The sequence below is a fragment of the Amycolatopsis sp. NPDC004747 genome (genome assembly GCF_053601335.1).
Genome location: NZ_JBSGBQ010000036.1, coordinates 83,578 through 96,523, shown reverse-complemented (window position 1 = coordinate 96,523; position 12,946 = coordinate 83,578). Strand labels below are relative to the sequence as shown.

Below are 12,946 nucleotides of genomic sequence, written 5' to 3'. Positions count from 1 at the left end.
GCTAACGCTCCCACCCCACGTGGAGGAGGTGGGTCGCTGGGTGGTCATCCCGTCGCCTGATTGAGGCCTATCACTTTGAGCCGGGCCCGCAAGCGTGCGCTGTCATCTCGTGTTGGTCTGTGGGTTGCGGGCCCGGCTCAAAGTGATTTCACGGCCTCAGGCGACGGGATGACCACCCAGCTCTTAAGTCGAAAGGCGCCGAGGCGACCTTCCTAAAGGAACTTACGCAGTAGGTCGTTCACCTCGGCTGGGCGCTCCATCGATGGCAGGTGTCCCGTGTTGGGTAGCTCGATGAACTCGGCCTGGGGCAACGACTTCGCCAGATGTGTGGACACTTCCACCAAGCCCGGTGCGTCCGACGTTCCGATCACCACCAACGCCGGGGTGGTGATCTCCGTCAGGCGGTGGCGGGTGTCCGGGATGCGTTCCGTCCACTGTGGAGCCGTCCAGTCGTGGTGGTACACCTGCTCGCACATTTCCCGGACCAGTGCCACCATTTCCCGGGGGAGCGCCGACACGTCCCGGTGGGGTCCCGCCACCAGGTACCGGATGTTGGCCTCCGCCATGGCCCGGACGTCCGCCGGATCGATGTCGCGCTCGCGGGACTGGTAGCGGGCGAGGCGGTCGTCGGGGAAGAGCTCGGTCGTCAGCCGGGCGATGTCCGCCTGCATGTGGTCCGGCCAGGGGTGTCCGGTGATCCCCGAGCCGAGGAGCACCAGCCGGGTGATCCGCTCCGGCGCGGCGAGGGCCGCGTCCAGCGCGCACGCCCCGCCCATCGACGCCCCGACCAGCGCGGCCTGCTCGATCCCCCGGGCATCGAGCAGGGCCAGCAGGTCCTCGTAGTGGGCGTGTTCGCCGGCTTCGCCGCGGGTCTCCCCGAACCCGCGGCGGTCGTAGCGGATCACCCGGTGGCGGGCGGCGAGCTCGGTGAACTGCGCGTCCCACATCCGGCGGTCGCCCAGTGCGGCGTGCAGCAGCACGACCGCGGGCCCCTCTCCCGCTTCGTCGTAGCCGAACGCCGTCCCGCCCACCTCGATCGCCGCCATGGTCCCCAAACTAGCCACCCGACCGCGTCACACACCGCCGGTTTCGCTGAGGGCGAGCGGTTAGGGTGCGGTGCATGACCGACGGATTCGACCTGACGCGCGACGGTGACGTCGCCCGCTTGACGCTGACCCGGCCGGAAAAGATGAACGCCATCACCTACGGCATGTGGTCGGCCCTCCCGGACGTCGTCGCCGAGGTGGAGGCCGATCCGGCGCTGAAGGTGCTGGTCATCACCGGTGCGGGCAAGCACTTCTCGGCCGGCGCCGACATCAGCGAGTTCGGCGAGCTGCGCACCACCGCGGAAGGTGCCGCGAGCTACGACAAGGCCGTCGAAAGCGCGGTCGCCGCCCTCACCGCGATGCGCAAGCCGTCGGTCGCGATGGTCCGGGGCAACTGCATCGGCGGTGGCTGCCAGGTCTCGGTCGCCTGCGACTTCCGGTTCGCCGCCGAAGGTGCGCGGTTCGGCATCACCCCGGCGAAGCTCGGCATCGTCTACCACTTCGACTCGACGCGCCAGCTCGTCTCGCTCGTCGGCCCGGCGCACGCCAAGTACTTCCTCCTCTCCGGCGAGCTGATCACCGCCGTCCGCGCCCGGGAAATCGGCCTGCTCAACGACGTCTTCCCGGCCGAGGACCTCGAAGCTTCGACGCTGGCCTTCGTGGAGACGCTCTGCTCGCGCTCCCAGGCGTCGGTCCGCGGGATGAACCGGATCATCGAAAAGATCGTCGCCGGGCAGGAGGCGTCGGACGCCGAAGTCGAGGAGATCCGCTCGGAAGCCCTGCACGGCGAGGACTACGCGGAGGGCGTCGCCGCGTTCCTCGAACGGCGCCCGCCGCGATTCACCTTCCGCTGACCTCGAAGTCCAGGTAGGCGTGGAAGTGCTCGGCGACGACGTCGGTCACGCCGGCCGGGTCGAGCCTGCCGTCGATCTCGATGACGCGGATGCCGAGGTCCCGCGCCGCCCGCACGGCGTGGGCGGCGAGCATCCGGTCGCGCGTCAGCCGGGTGCGCTGCCGGGGGATCGCGGGTCCGTCCGGCCGGTGCCGGAGCTGGTGCTGGCGGAACAGCTCGGTCGGCACCAGCACCACCATCCGGCCCGGTGAGTCCACGAGCGGGGCGACGAGCTCCGGCCGCAGCCCGCGCCCTTCGGCGACGATCGGGCGAGGCGAGGTCAGCGCGCGCAGCCCGTCGAGGGCGCAGCGGAAGCGCTGCCCGAACTCGGCCATCATCGCGGTCAGCTGGTCGCCCGCCGGGAGGTCGTCGGGCAGCGGGGTGCCGGGCCGGGCCCGGTCGTCGTGGTGGTAGGTCGTCAGGCCGTGCCGCTCGGCCAGCAGCCGCGCGACGGTGGACTTCCCGGTCCACGGAGCGCCGCCGATCCACAGCGCCTTGCCCACGGTGCCGAACGGATCCCAGGTCATGGGACGACTATTGCGGGACCGGCGGCCCGATGGCCAGCGTTCCGGCGCCGGTTGATCCGTTCAGCGCAGAGTGACCCGGCACGCACGCCCCGGCGTCACTGCGCGTCGCGTTCGCCGTCGACCACGAGCACGGTGGAGGAGTCCGCGAAGTCCGGCTGGGGGCCGATCCGGAAGTGGAACCGCGAGCCCGGCCGGACCGCGGCGATCACCTGGGTTTCGGCCGTGTCGAGCACGATGATCGCGAGCTCGGTGGTCTTCGGCTCGGGGCGCAGCACGACGTCGGGACGCGGTTCGGGGACCACGATCGGGAGCGGCAGGGTGCCGCTGACCGAGCCGGCGCCGAAGTCCTCCTCGTCGCGCTCGGGCGGCTCGAACGGGGCCGGCGGGAGCAGCTGCGGACGGCGTCGCCACCAGAGCCCGGCGAGCAGGCCGGTCAGCAGGCCGCCGATGCCGCTGACGGCCGACGCCGGACCGACGCCGAGACCGGACTCCTCGGCAGTGGCCGGCTGTGCCGCCGGGGGAGCCGGTGCGGGCGGGGCCGCCGGCAGCGGGCCGAACTGCACGCCCGGCTGCGGGGTGGCGTCGTCGGGCAGCTGGAGCACCTGACCGGGCTCGATCGCCGCGGGATCGGTGAACGGCGTGCCGTCCGGCCGCGGCCGCCCTTGGTTCAGCCGGAAGATCTCGGGGAAGCGGCGCCCGTCGCCGAGCGCGCGTTCGGCGATCTTGAACAGCGTGATGTCCTGGGGGTTGTCGGCGTGCGGCACGATGTAGTACTTGACCGGCGGCGGCGGGTCGGCCTGCGCGAGCGCGGGACCACCGGCGAGCACGGCGAAGAGGACACCGGCGCAGCCGGCCTGACCGGCCCGCCCGAGGACGCGGCGGACCGCGGGAACCCGGTTTTCGACCATGGCCGGCACCTCTCCCCGTCGACCCGGGCGGGTCCGGCGGTGTTGCCCTGTTACACGGGGCCGGTGCGGACGCGGTTCAGATCTTGCCCCCGGCGAGCACACGACAGCCCGCCCCGGACGAGTCCGGGACGGGCTGTCGCGAGCCGGGTCAGGAAACGGTGACGCCGGTGAACTTCACCTGCTTGGTCGGCGCTCCGGTGCCGTCCTGCGGGTTCGGGTTCCCGATGCCGGCCTTCGCCACCGCGTCGAGCACCTTGAGGCCCTCGTCGCTGATGCTGCCGAACACCGAGTAGTCCGCCGGGAGGCCGTCGGCGTTGCCGTAGACCATGAAGAACTGGCTGCCGCCCGAGTTCGGGGCCTGCGTCTTCGCCATGGCGAGGATGCCGCGCCCGTACTTGATCTCGGGGAACGCCTCGTCCGGCATCGTGTAACCGGGGCCGCCCTGGCCGTCGGTGGTCGGGTCGCCGGTGGCCGCCGGGTCACCGCACTGCAGCATCTGCAGGCCCTCGGTGCCGAGCCGGTGGCACATGGTGCCGTCGTAGAAGTTCTGCTTGGCGAGGCTGACGAAGCTCTGCACCGCGCAGGGCGCGAGCGCCCGGTCGAGCGTCAGCGGGATGTCGCCCGCGGTGCTCTTGAGCGTCACGTTCACCGTGCCGGTCGACGGGACGTTCTTGCCGTCCGGCGGGTTCACCTTCTTCGGCGCCTTGCCCGTCGAGTCGGCCTTGAAGTCGCACGTCGTCGGGTTCGGCAACGCCGTGGCCCGCTTCGGCAGCGCGGTGCGCTGCGTCGGGATCTGGAGGTCGGTCGGCGGCGGAGCGGCCGAAGACGACGACGCCGCGGTGTTCGTGCTGTCGCCGCTGTTGGCGCTCACGATCCACACCACGACACCGGCGACGACGAGGACGGCCACGCCGACTACACCAGCCCCGATCATCCGGCGTCGCTTCTGCTGCTCCAATCGGCGCTCGAGCTGCCGCTCGAGCTTGCGCTTCGCAGCTTCGCGGCGCTGCTGGTTGGTCGCCACCCCGTACCCTCCAGGTTTCCGCTCGTGTCACACGTCTGAGGTAGCGGCAGTGTATGGGCACAGCCTGTGAGGACCATGTACAGGGCCCGCTAGTCTCAACCCGATCGTGATCGGCGCCATCCGGCGCGGAAGTCCGGGGAGGCGTTCGGTGCTCGTCGTCGGGTTCGGCAGCGGCCCGCTGCAGGCCAACTGCTACCTGCTGGCGGAGGCCGCCGGCGGGCCGTGCATGGTCGTGGATCCGGGGCAGGAGGTGGCCGCGCCGCTGGCCGCCGCGCTCGCCGAACACCGGCTGGTCCCGGCGGCCTTGCTGGCCACCCACGGGCACCCGGACCACGTCGCCTCGGCCGCCGCGCTGTCGGCCGAACACCGCGTCCCTCTGCACCTGCACGCCGGTGACGCGGCGCTGTACGAGGGGGAGAGCGTGCCGCTCTCGCCGGGCACGTTCGCGGGTCTGGACGTCGACGTCCGGCACCTGCCGGGCCACACCCCGGGTTCGGTGGTGCTGGGCCTGGAGACGCCCGAGGGCGGCCGGCTCGCGCTGACCGGCGACACGCTGTTCGCCGGGTCGGTCGGCCGCGGGGACGTGGCGGAGGCGCTGCGGGACCTGCTGGGCGCGTTCCCGGACGAAACGGTGGTGCTGCCGGGGCACGGCCCGGCGACGACGATCGGCCGGGAACGCGCGGGCAACCCGTTCCTCGCCGGGACGGGGGCCCGCGGATGACCGAGCGGATCGCGCTGTTCGAAGAGGACCCGCGCGGCCGTCGCCGCCGCGGCATCTCGGGCCTGATCGGCGTGGTGATCGTCGCCGCGGCCTTCGGCGGGATCGCCGGCCTGATCGGCGGCACGGTGACCGGCCTGGTCGTCGCGCTGGTCGTCGCCCTGCCGCTGCTGTACGTGATGGCGGTCAGCATCCGCCGCCGCGTCTGGCTGGAGGGTTCGACGCTGCTGGTGCGCACGTGGGGGCTGCGCCGGGTCGACTTGACGACCGCGACCCGGCTCGACCTCGTCGTCGGCGACGTCCGGGGCAGCCGCACGGTGAGCCTGCTGGTCAACGCCGGCCAGCGCGGCAAGGTGGCGAAGGTGGACCTCGCCGTCTTCTCCGGGACGGGCGGGCGCGAGCTGGGCATCGTGCAGCTGCGGAAGCTGGCGAACGCGCTGATGAACAACACCGAGGCGAACGGCCTCGTGTTCGGCGAGCTGCTGGTCGCCGAGCTGAAGGCCGAGGCCCGCGGGGCCGGTGTCGCGGAGCGCCCGCTCTACCGGCTGGCGTCGGTGGCGCCGTCGGACAAGTACGTGCAGCGCTTCACGATGGAAGCCGTCAGCCGGTTCGTGGCGACGCTGGACTGAGCTTCGCCGTGGCGAGGTGCCCCGCGGGCTCGCGGGAGGCGATCAGCGCGGCCAGGACGGTGGTCACCGGGACAGCGGCGACGATGCCGACGCTGCCGGCCAGCGTCCGGATGATCTCCTGCGCGATGTCCTCGCTGCCCAGCAGCGCGCCGAGCCCGACGCCGGAGATCGACGAGTAGAGCAGCACCGGCAGCGCGGCCCCGGCGTAGGCCATCACGAGGGTGTTGACCGCCGAGCCGACGTGGTCGCGGCCGATCCGCAGGCCGGAGCTGTAGAGCTCGCGCCAGGTCAGGTCCGGGTTGGCGCGGCGGAGCTCCCAGACCGCGCTGGTCTGGGTGACGGTGACGTCGTCGAGCACGCCGAGGGCGCCGATCACGACGCCTGCGAGCAGCAGCCCGCGCGCGTCGATGCCGTGGCCGAGCGAGCCGATGAGCGTCGAGGTGCTGTCGTCGAGCCCGGTGAGCGAGGCAGCGGCGGAGAAGATCGCGGACAGGACGCCGATGAGCGCGAGGCTGACGAGCGTGCCGAGCACGGCGGCGGAGGTTCTCGCGGAGAGGCCGTGGGTCAGGTAGAGGGCGATGAACATGATCGCGCCGGCCCCGGCGATGGCGACGACCAGCGGGTTTTCCCCGGCGAGGATGGCCGGGAGGATGAACAGCGCGATGACGACGAAGGAGAGCCCGAGCGCCACGAGCGCGGCGACGCCCTGCCACCGCCCCAGCACGAGCACGGCGACGGCGAACAGGGCGGCCAGCACGAGCAGCGGGGTGCCGCGCTGGAAGTCGACCAGCTGGAAACTGGCGGGATCGGCCGGGTTCCCGTTGTTGTAGGCGAGCACGACGGCGTCCCCGGCGGCGAAGCGCGGGGTGCTGGGCTCGATCGGGACGGTCAGCCGCAGCGGCTTCCCGCCTGCCGGGCCGTCGGTCATGGTGAGTTCGACGGTCAGGCACGGTTTCGCGTTCGGGTCGCTCTGGTCGCCGACCTGGACCTGGCCCTGGGCGAGGCAGGGACCGGTGGCGGTGGCGCGGATGTCGGCGTGCACGGGCGTGCCCTGCGGGACGACGCTGGTGGGGGCGGCCTTACCCCACGGGTAGAGGACGATCATGCCGACGACGGTGGCGAGGGCGAGCGGGGCGAGCAGCCAGATCAGCAGGAGCTTGACCCGCCGGGACGCCGGGGCGGCGGGGCCGTGGCCGTGTCCATGACCGTGCCCGTGGTCGGCGGGGACTTCCGGGGTTTCGGCTTTGCGCCGGGGCCGGGCGTCGGCGGCTCGCTGCGGCCCGGTGTCCCCGCGGCGGCGGGAGGCGGGTTGGTCGCCCGGGATCGGCTGCGGCCCGGTGTCCCGGCGGTGGGTGACGGGGCGCTCGCCGTCGGCTTGGACCGGCTGGGGCCCGGTGTCGCCGCGGCGGCGCCGGGTCTCGGCCCGGCCGTTCTCGGCCGGAAGGCGCAGCGCCCCCGAGTGGGCGGCGCGCTGCGGACCCGTGTCGGTGCGGCGGCGGGCGGGTTTCCGGGGCGTTCCCGGCGTTCCGGACGCGCCGCGGACCGGGGAAGGGGACACCTCGTCCGTGATCCGGCGAATCGGGCCGGTTGCGTCGTCGTCCAGGTCGGGGCGGTCCACCCGCACATCCTGACAGCGGGATCCGGCACCCCGCGCGAGGGGCCGCCGACGGCCCGGTTCGTCCCGATGCGCCGATCTCGCGTGATCGGCGGGGCCTCAGCCGTAGGCCTGGCGGACGTGGACCCGGCGGTAGGCCGACGGCGGGGTGTCGAAGTGGTCGAGGAAGGCCTGGCGCAACGTCTCCGTGGAGCCGAAGCCGCAGCGGCGGGCGATCGTCGCCAGCGGGAGGTCCGTTCCGGACAGCAGACGGGCCGCTTGCTCCGTGCGGATCGTGCGGACGTAGCGGCTCGGGGTCGTGCCCAGGTGGGCGTCGAACAGCCGGGTCAGCTGGCGGGTGCTGATGCCCGCCCGGGCCGCCAGGGCCGGCGTGCCCAGGTCGGCGTCGAGGTGCTCGGCGATGTACGCCGTGAGGTCGCGGACCTCGCGGTGCTCCGGCGGCGGCCCGGTCAGGAAGAGGCTCACCTGGGCCTGGTTGCCCGGCCGCTGCAGGTACGTCACCAGCGCGCGGGCCGCCTCGCGGGCCAGTGACGGGCCGTGGTCGGCCTCCACCAGCGACAGCGTCAGGTCCAGCCCGCTCGTCACGCCCGCTGCCGTGTAGACGTTGCCGTGGCGGACGTACAGCGGCACCGGGTCCACCGTCACCGACGGGTAGTCCCGGGCCAGGCGCGCCGCGTAGCGCCAGTGCGTCGTCGCGCGGCGGCCGTTGAGCAGCCCGACCGCCGCGAGCACCTCCGCGCCCGTGCACACCGACGCGATGCGGCGGCTGGTCTGGGCCAGCCGCCGGACGTGGGCGAGGACGCGCTCGTCGGCCGCCGCGGCCGTGCTGCCCCAGCCGCCCGCGACGACCAGCGTGTCGAGGTCGCCCGCCACCTGGTCGAGGCGCAGGTGCGGCTGCAGCGTCAGCCCGGAACCGGTGCGGATGCCGTGGCCGTCGACCGAGGCCAGCTGCAGCTCGTACGGCGGCCGCGCGCCGAGCCGGTTGGCGGCGTCGAACACGTCGGCGGGGCAGGCGATGTCCAGCAGCTCGGCGTCGGCGTAACCGACGATCGCGACCCGTCTGGGTGAGCCTGGCATGATCGAACGCTAGCAGCCCGACCGGCGCTCGGACGTGGTTCGCAGGAATTCGGACATCCGCGCCGCCCGCGGCCGGCGCGCCCGCCACCGTGAACCGCATGACCGATGACCGGAAGACCATCGCCTTCGTCCTGTACCCCGGCCTCACGCCACTCGACCTCGTCGGCCCGCTGCAGGTGCTCAGCGCGCTGGGCCAGCTGGACCCGCGCTACCGGACCGTCGTGGCCGGCGCCACGCGCGACACCGTCGGCACCGACACCCCGCTGCGGATCGCTCCCAGCCACACCTTCGACGAGGTGCCGTCGCCCTTCGCGGTGCTGGTGCCCGGCGGCGGCGCGCCGACGCTGCGCGCGATGGCGGACGAGCACCTGCTCTCCTGGCTGCGCACCGCCGCCGAAACCGCCGAGCTGCTGACGTCGGTCTGCACCGGCTCGCTCGTGCTCGGCGCGGCCGGGCTCCTGGACGGCAGGCGGGCGACGACGCACTGGATGTTCCGGGACCTGCTGCCCGGCGTCGGCGCGACCCCGGTCGCGCGGCGGTGGGTCGAGGACGGCCCGGTGATCACCGCGGCCGGTGTGTCGGCGGGCATCGACCTGGCCCTGCACCTGGCGGAACGGCTGGCCGGGCGGCAGGTCGCGACGAACATCCAGTTCGCCGTCGAGTACGACCCCGAGCCGCCCCAGGGCGCGCTGGACTGGGCGAACCAGCCCGGCGACGACCTGAAGCCGCTGCGGGAGCACATCCTGCGCGACGGCCTGGCGGAGAACCCGGCGCTGCTGGCGAAGCTGCTCGCCCACGTGTGAGGCGAACGTCGTCGGCCATCCGGGTGAGCGGGGTTCCGCCGCCGCGCCGGAAGGTTAGATTCGGCTCGCTCGATCAGGTGATCTCGCGGGTGGGGTGTGGTAGCCGTGCGGTTCCAGGTCCTCGGCCCGTTGACGGCCTCCGTCCCGCTGCCCTCGGCCGCGCAGCCGCGGCGGCTGCTCGCCGTCCTCCTCACCCGCGCCGGCCGGTTCGTCGGGCGCGACACCCTGGTCGACGAGCTCTGGCCGGACGGCGCCCCGTCGAGCGCCGCGGCGATCGTGCAGGTCACCGTGTCGAAGCTGCGCAAGGCGCTCTCGCCCGGCCTCGGCGCCGCCGAGGCCGGGCAGCGGCTGCGGTCCGGGCCGCGCGGGTACGCGCTGGCCCTCGAACCGGGGGAGCTGGACGCGGACGAGTTCCTCGCCCTGCTCGCCTCGGGCGCCGACGACCGGGCGCAACGCCGCCGGGCCCTCGAACGGGCCCTCGCGTGCTGGCGCGGCGACGCGTTCGCCGACATCGCGGGCGGGCCGCTGCTGGAGGCGCACAAGCTGTGGCTGGAGGACCGGCGCTCGGCCGCGCTGCTGCAGCTGGTCGAGCTGGAACTCGCCGACGGCGACGGCCGGTCGGTGGTCGAGCGGCTCGACCCGGTGGTCGCCGCCCGGCCCGCGGACGAGGTGTTCGCCGCCCGGCTCGCCGCCGCGCTCGGTGCCGTCGGCCGCCGCGAATCGGCGCTGGAGGTGCTGCGCCGGACCCGCCGGGCGCTGTGGGACGAGGCGGGCGTGTGGCCGGGGGCCGACCTCACCGCGGTGTACCGCCGGATCGCGGGCACCGAGTGGACGACGCCGGGCCCGCCCGCCCAGCTCCCGCCCGCGGTGCCCGACTTCACCGGGCGTGCGGCCGAACTCGCCGGCGTCGCCCGCGCGCTGCGGGGCCCGGCCCCGGTCGTGCTGCACGGCGCCGCCGGGGCCGGCAAGTCCGCGCTGGCGGTCCAGGCCGCCTGGCGGGCCCGCCGCCGGTTCCCCGACGGCCAGCTGACCGCTTCGCTGCGCGCCGAGGACGGGACGCCGGCCGAGCCGGCCGCGGTGCTGACCGGGTTCCTGCGCCGCCTGGGCGCGACCCCGGCCGAACTGGCCGACCGCGCCGGCCTGGCCGGGCTCTGGCGCGGCTACACCGCCGACCGGCGGCTGCTGGTGCTGCTCGAGGACGCCGCGTCCGAGGCACAGGTGCGGGCTCTGCTGCCGAGCGGGCCCGGCTGCGCCACGCTGGTCACCGCGCGCCGGGAGCTGCCCGGGCTGTGCGGGGCGAGGGCGATCCCGGTGCCCGGACTGTCCACAGAGGACGCCCGTGCGCTGCTGGCGGCGATCGTGGGGGAGCCACGCCTGCAGGCGGAACCCGACGCGGCGCAAGAGCTTCTCCGGCACTGCGCCGGGCTGGCGCTGGCCGTCCGGATCGCCGGGGTGAAGCTCGCGAGCCGTCCGGGCCGCAGCGTCGCCGACCTCGCCGCGCGGCTCGCCGACGACCGCCGCCGGCTCGACGAACTGACCGTCGGCGACCTCGGCGTCCGCGCCGCGGTGACGTCGGCGTTGCGCGGCGCCGACGTCGCGCTGCTGAGGCTGCTCGCCGCGTTCGGCACCGCCGTCCCGGACTGGTGCGCGGCGGCCCTGCTCGACCGGTCCCCGGACGCCGCCCGCGAGCGGCTCGACGACCTGACCGCCGCCCACCTGCTGGAGCCCGCCGGGCCGCGGTGGGCGGTGCCGCCGTTCGTGCGGCTGGTGCTGGCCGAGCACCGGGTGGAGGCCGATCGGGGCGCGCTGCGCCGGGCCTGTGAGGCCGCGCTCGCCTACGCCGAACACGTCCGCGGCCGCCCGGCACCCGGTCTGCCCAGGCCGGACGCGGCGGTCGCCCGGCGGATCGCGGCCGACCCGGCCGAGGAGACCGGCCTGCTGGCCGCCACCGTCCGGCTGGCGGGCGCGCACGGCTGGCACGAGCTGACCGAACGGCTCGCCGACGCCTGCACCGCGCTGGCGGGCACCCCGTGGCTCGGGCACGCCGCCCGCACCGTCTCGGTGCTCGGGCTGGCCGCGGCCCGCCGCCGTCAAGACCCGCGCGCGGAAGCCGAAAAGCTGCACAACCTGGGCGCGGTGCACTGGCAGCACGGTCACTGGCACCGGGCGCGGAACTACTTCGTCATGGCCGAGCACCGCTACCGCGCCCTCGACGACCCGCGGGGCACCGGCGCCGTGCTGGCCGCGCTCGCCGACGTCCACCTCGACGGCGGTGATCCGCGCACCGCCGAGGCCGAGCTGCGGGAAGCCCTCGCCCTGCTGCGCGAGTGCGGGGACCGCCGCGGGCAGGCGGCCGCGGCGGCGCAGCTCGGATCGCTGGCCGAGGACATCGGGGACGTGCGGCGGGCGGTGGAGAGCTTCGAGGTGAGCATGCTGCTCGCCCGCGAATGCGACGACGGCCGCGGGCACGACCAGGCCGCCAAGCGCTACGCCGACGTCCTGCGCCGCCACGGCGGTCAGGACCAGGCGGCCGACCTGCTGTCCGGCGCGCTCGGGGGCGCCGTCCGCACCCGCGAGCGGCACTGGGAGGCGCACGTCCTGCGCAGCCTCGGCGATCTGCACACCGACGCCGGCGACGTCGCCGGCGGACAGCGCTTCCTCACCCGTTCGCTGGCGCTGTTCGAGCAGATCGGGCACCGGCACGCCGCCGCCTACACCCACCGCAGCCTCGCCGAGGCCCGCCGCCGCGCGGGCGACCCCGCAGGAGCGCGGCGGCACCTGCTGCTCGCCCTGGACGTCTTCCGCGAGCTGCGCGACCGCCGCGGCGCCGGGTACGCCCTGCTCGGCCTGGGGCGGACGCAGGCCGAGGAGGGGGACGCCGTCGAGGCGGAGCGGCTGCTGCGCGCCTCCGCCGGGCTGTTCCGGGAGCTCGGGTTCCCGCTGTGGGAGCTGCGTGCGCTGCGCGAGCTCACCACCGTCACCAGCACTTCCCCGGACCGCGCCCGGACTCGTGAAGTCTTGGCGAAGATCAGGACCTGACGGCGTCCCGGCCCGCGCGCGCCGCCCGGAGTTTGGCGAAGTTATGGCCGGCCCGATTTGGCTCCACGGCGATCGGAAAAGTCGGAGGGAGACAGCTCATGCCGGGACAACGGATGCTGGCGCGGGTGGCGCTGGGACTGGCCGCCGCCGGGGCGACGGCGGTGTTCGCCACCATCGGCACCGCACAGGCGACCGAGCAGGTCACCAAGCTCACCCAGGCGCAGGCCGCGTCGCAGCTGTCCGCGGCCGGGGTCACGCATTCGTCGAGCGGCGGCTGCACCGACCGCAACAACTCGACGTGCACGTCCTACGAGCAGATCAACCAGAGCACGGTGAGCGGGGTCATCACGCTGAAGCGGGCCAGCGGCTGCGCGATCAACATCACCGGCGGGACCGAGACCGGGCACGCGTCCGGCACCTACAGCCACTGGAACGGCTACAAGGTGGACATCTCGCACAACAGCTGCATCGACGCCTACATCAAGAACAGCTTCGGCTACGCCGGCCTGCGCGGCGACGGCTACCCGCAGTGGAAGGCCCCCTCCGGCAACCTCTACTGCGACGAAGGCAACCACTGGGACATCACGTACTACACCTGCGGTTGCTGATCCACGAAATCCAACCGGGCCGTGTTTCGTAGTGCTCGGAGCCATTGGCGCCACGGCGCG

The 12,946-nt window shown here is 74.2% G+C and carries 12 protein-coding genes; 6 read left to right on the top strand and 6 right to left on the bottom strand.

All coding sequences use genetic code 11. The annotated features are described in order from the left end of the window. Window positions 1-212: 212 nt before the first annotated feature. Window positions 213-1,046 carry an alpha/beta fold hydrolase gene (locus ACWEGE_RS39190; protein WP_449665543.1) on the bottom strand — a complete coding sequence of 278 codons (834 nt, stop codon included), beginning with the start codon at window positions 1,044-1,046 and terminating at the stop codon, window positions 213-215. Window positions 1,047-1,120: 74 nt separating this feature from the next. Here ACWEGE_RS39190 and ACWEGE_RS39185 point away from each other — a divergent pair, with 74 nt between their 5' ends. Next, window positions 1,121-1,900 (top strand): enoyl-CoA hydratase/isomerase family protein, encoded by a 780-nt coding sequence (locus ACWEGE_RS39185; RefSeq protein ID WP_449665542.1) that lies wholly within the window; start codon window positions 1,121-1,123, stop codon window positions 1,898-1,900. On the opposite strand, the gene ACWEGE_RS39180 is transcribed toward ACWEGE_RS39185, so the two are convergent. The 3 genes from ACWEGE_RS39180 to ACWEGE_RS39170 all read right to left on the bottom strand — a co-directional run bounded on the left by ACWEGE_RS39180 (window position 1,887) and on the right by ACWEGE_RS39170 (window position 4,397). After that, window positions 1,887-2,465 carry a hypothetical protein gene (locus tag ACWEGE_RS39180; RefSeq protein ID WP_449665541.1) on the bottom strand — a complete coding sequence of 193 codons (579 nt, stop codon included), beginning with the start codon at window positions 2,463-2,465 and terminating at the stop codon, window positions 1,887-1,889. The two genes, ACWEGE_RS39185 and ACWEGE_RS39180, sit on opposite strands and share 14 nt — an antisense overlap. A 95-nt stretch (window positions 2,466-2,560) precedes the next feature. After that, window positions 2,561-3,373, bottom strand: a complete 813-nt coding sequence (locus ACWEGE_RS39175; RefSeq protein ID WP_449665540.1) for a LysM peptidoglycan-binding domain-containing protein — start codon at window positions 3,371-3,373, stop codon at window positions 2,561-2,563. Between the two features lie 148 nt (window positions 3,374-3,521). Further along, window positions 3,522-4,397 carry a peptidylprolyl isomerase gene (locus tag ACWEGE_RS39170; RefSeq protein WP_449665539.1) on the bottom strand — a complete coding sequence of 292 codons (876 nt, stop codon included), beginning with the start codon at window positions 4,395-4,397 and terminating at the stop codon, window positions 3,522-3,524. Between the two features lie 148 nt (window positions 4,398-4,545). Between ACWEGE_RS39170 and ACWEGE_RS39165 the strand changes: the two genes are divergently transcribed. Both ACWEGE_RS39165 and ACWEGE_RS39160 read left to right on the top strand, forming a co-directional pair. Beyond that, window positions 4,546-5,118, top strand: a complete 573-nt coding sequence (locus ACWEGE_RS39165; RefSeq protein WP_449665538.1) for an MBL fold metallo-hydrolase — start codon at window positions 4,546-4,548, stop codon at window positions 5,116-5,118. Then, window positions 5,115-5,744: a hypothetical protein gene (locus ACWEGE_RS39160; RefSeq protein WP_449665537.1), complete on the top strand. Its 630-nt coding sequence runs from the start codon at window positions 5,115-5,117 to the stop codon at window positions 5,742-5,744. Before ACWEGE_RS39165 ends, ACWEGE_RS39160 begins: the two co-directional genes overlap by 4 nt. Here ACWEGE_RS39160 and ACWEGE_RS39155 read toward each other — a convergent pair. Together ACWEGE_RS39155 and ACWEGE_RS39150 are read right to left on the bottom strand one after the other, a co-directional pair. Beyond that, window positions 5,716-7,362 (bottom strand): YibE/F family protein, encoded by a 1,647-nt coding sequence (locus ACWEGE_RS39155; RefSeq protein ID WP_449665536.1) that lies wholly within the window; start codon window positions 7,360-7,362, stop codon window positions 5,716-5,718. The genes ACWEGE_RS39160 and ACWEGE_RS39155 overlap by 29 nt on opposite strands. Window positions 7,363-7,458: 96 nt before the next feature. Continuing rightward, the gene (locus ACWEGE_RS39150) at window positions 7,459-8,436 is read right to left on the bottom strand and encodes a GlxA family transcriptional regulator (protein WP_449665535.1); all 978 of its coding nucleotides are present in this window, start codon (window positions 8,434-8,436) and stop codon (window positions 7,459-7,461) included. A 98-nt stretch (window positions 8,437-8,534) separates the two neighbouring features. Here ACWEGE_RS39150 and ACWEGE_RS39145 point away from each other — a divergent pair, with 98 nt between their 5' ends. The 3 genes from ACWEGE_RS39145 (at window position 8,535) to ACWEGE_RS39135 (ending at window position 12,886) form a co-directional block, all read left to right on the top strand. Continuing rightward, entirely contained in the window at window positions 8,535-9,239 is a 705-nt protein-coding gene (locus ACWEGE_RS39145) for a DJ-1/PfpI family protein (protein WP_449665534.1), read from the top strand. Between the two features lie 105 nt (window positions 9,240-9,344). Then, window positions 9,345-12,278: a BTAD domain-containing putative transcriptional regulator gene (locus tag ACWEGE_RS39140; RefSeq protein ID WP_449665533.1), complete on the top strand. Its 2,934-nt coding sequence runs from the start codon at window positions 9,345-9,347 to the stop codon at window positions 12,276-12,278. A gap of 98 nt (window positions 12,279-12,376) precedes the next feature. Then, the gene (locus ACWEGE_RS39135; RefSeq protein ID WP_449665532.1) at window positions 12,377-12,886 is read left to right on the top strand and encodes a hypothetical protein; all 510 of its coding nucleotides are present in this window, start codon (window positions 12,377-12,379) and stop codon (window positions 12,884-12,886) included. Window positions 12,887-12,946 lie beyond the last annotated feature (60 nt).

Coding starts and splice junctions, on each gene's coding strand:
- ACWEGE_RS39190 (WP_449665543.1), bottom strand. CDS start 1,046: ATGGCGGCGATCGAGGTGGGCGGGACGGCGTTCGGCTACGACGAAGCG.
- ACWEGE_RS39185 (WP_449665542.1), top strand. CDS start 1,121: ATGACCGACGGATTCGACCTGACGCGCGACGGTGACGTCGCCCGCTTG.
- ACWEGE_RS39180 (WP_449665541.1), bottom strand. CDS start 2,465: ATGACCTGGGATCCGTTCGGCACCGTGGGCAAGGCGCTGTGGATCGGC.
- ACWEGE_RS39175 (WP_449665540.1), bottom strand. CDS start 3,373: ATGGTCGAAAACCGGGTTCCCGCGGTCCGCCGCGTCCTCGGGCGGGCC.
- ACWEGE_RS39160 (WP_449665537.1), top strand. CDS start 5,115: ATGACCGAGCGGATCGCGCTGTTCGAAGAGGACCCGCGCGGCCGTCGC.
- ACWEGE_RS39150 (WP_449665535.1), bottom strand. CDS start 8,436: ATGCCAGGCTCACCCAGACGGGTCGCGATCGTCGGTTACGCCGACGCC.
- ACWEGE_RS39145 (WP_449665534.1), top strand. CDS start 8,535: ATGACCGATGACCGGAAGACCATCGCCTTCGTCCTGTACCCCGGCCTC.
- ACWEGE_RS39135 (WP_449665532.1), top strand. CDS start 12,377: ATGCCGGGACAACGGATGCTGGCGCGGGTGGCGCTGGGACTGGCCGCC.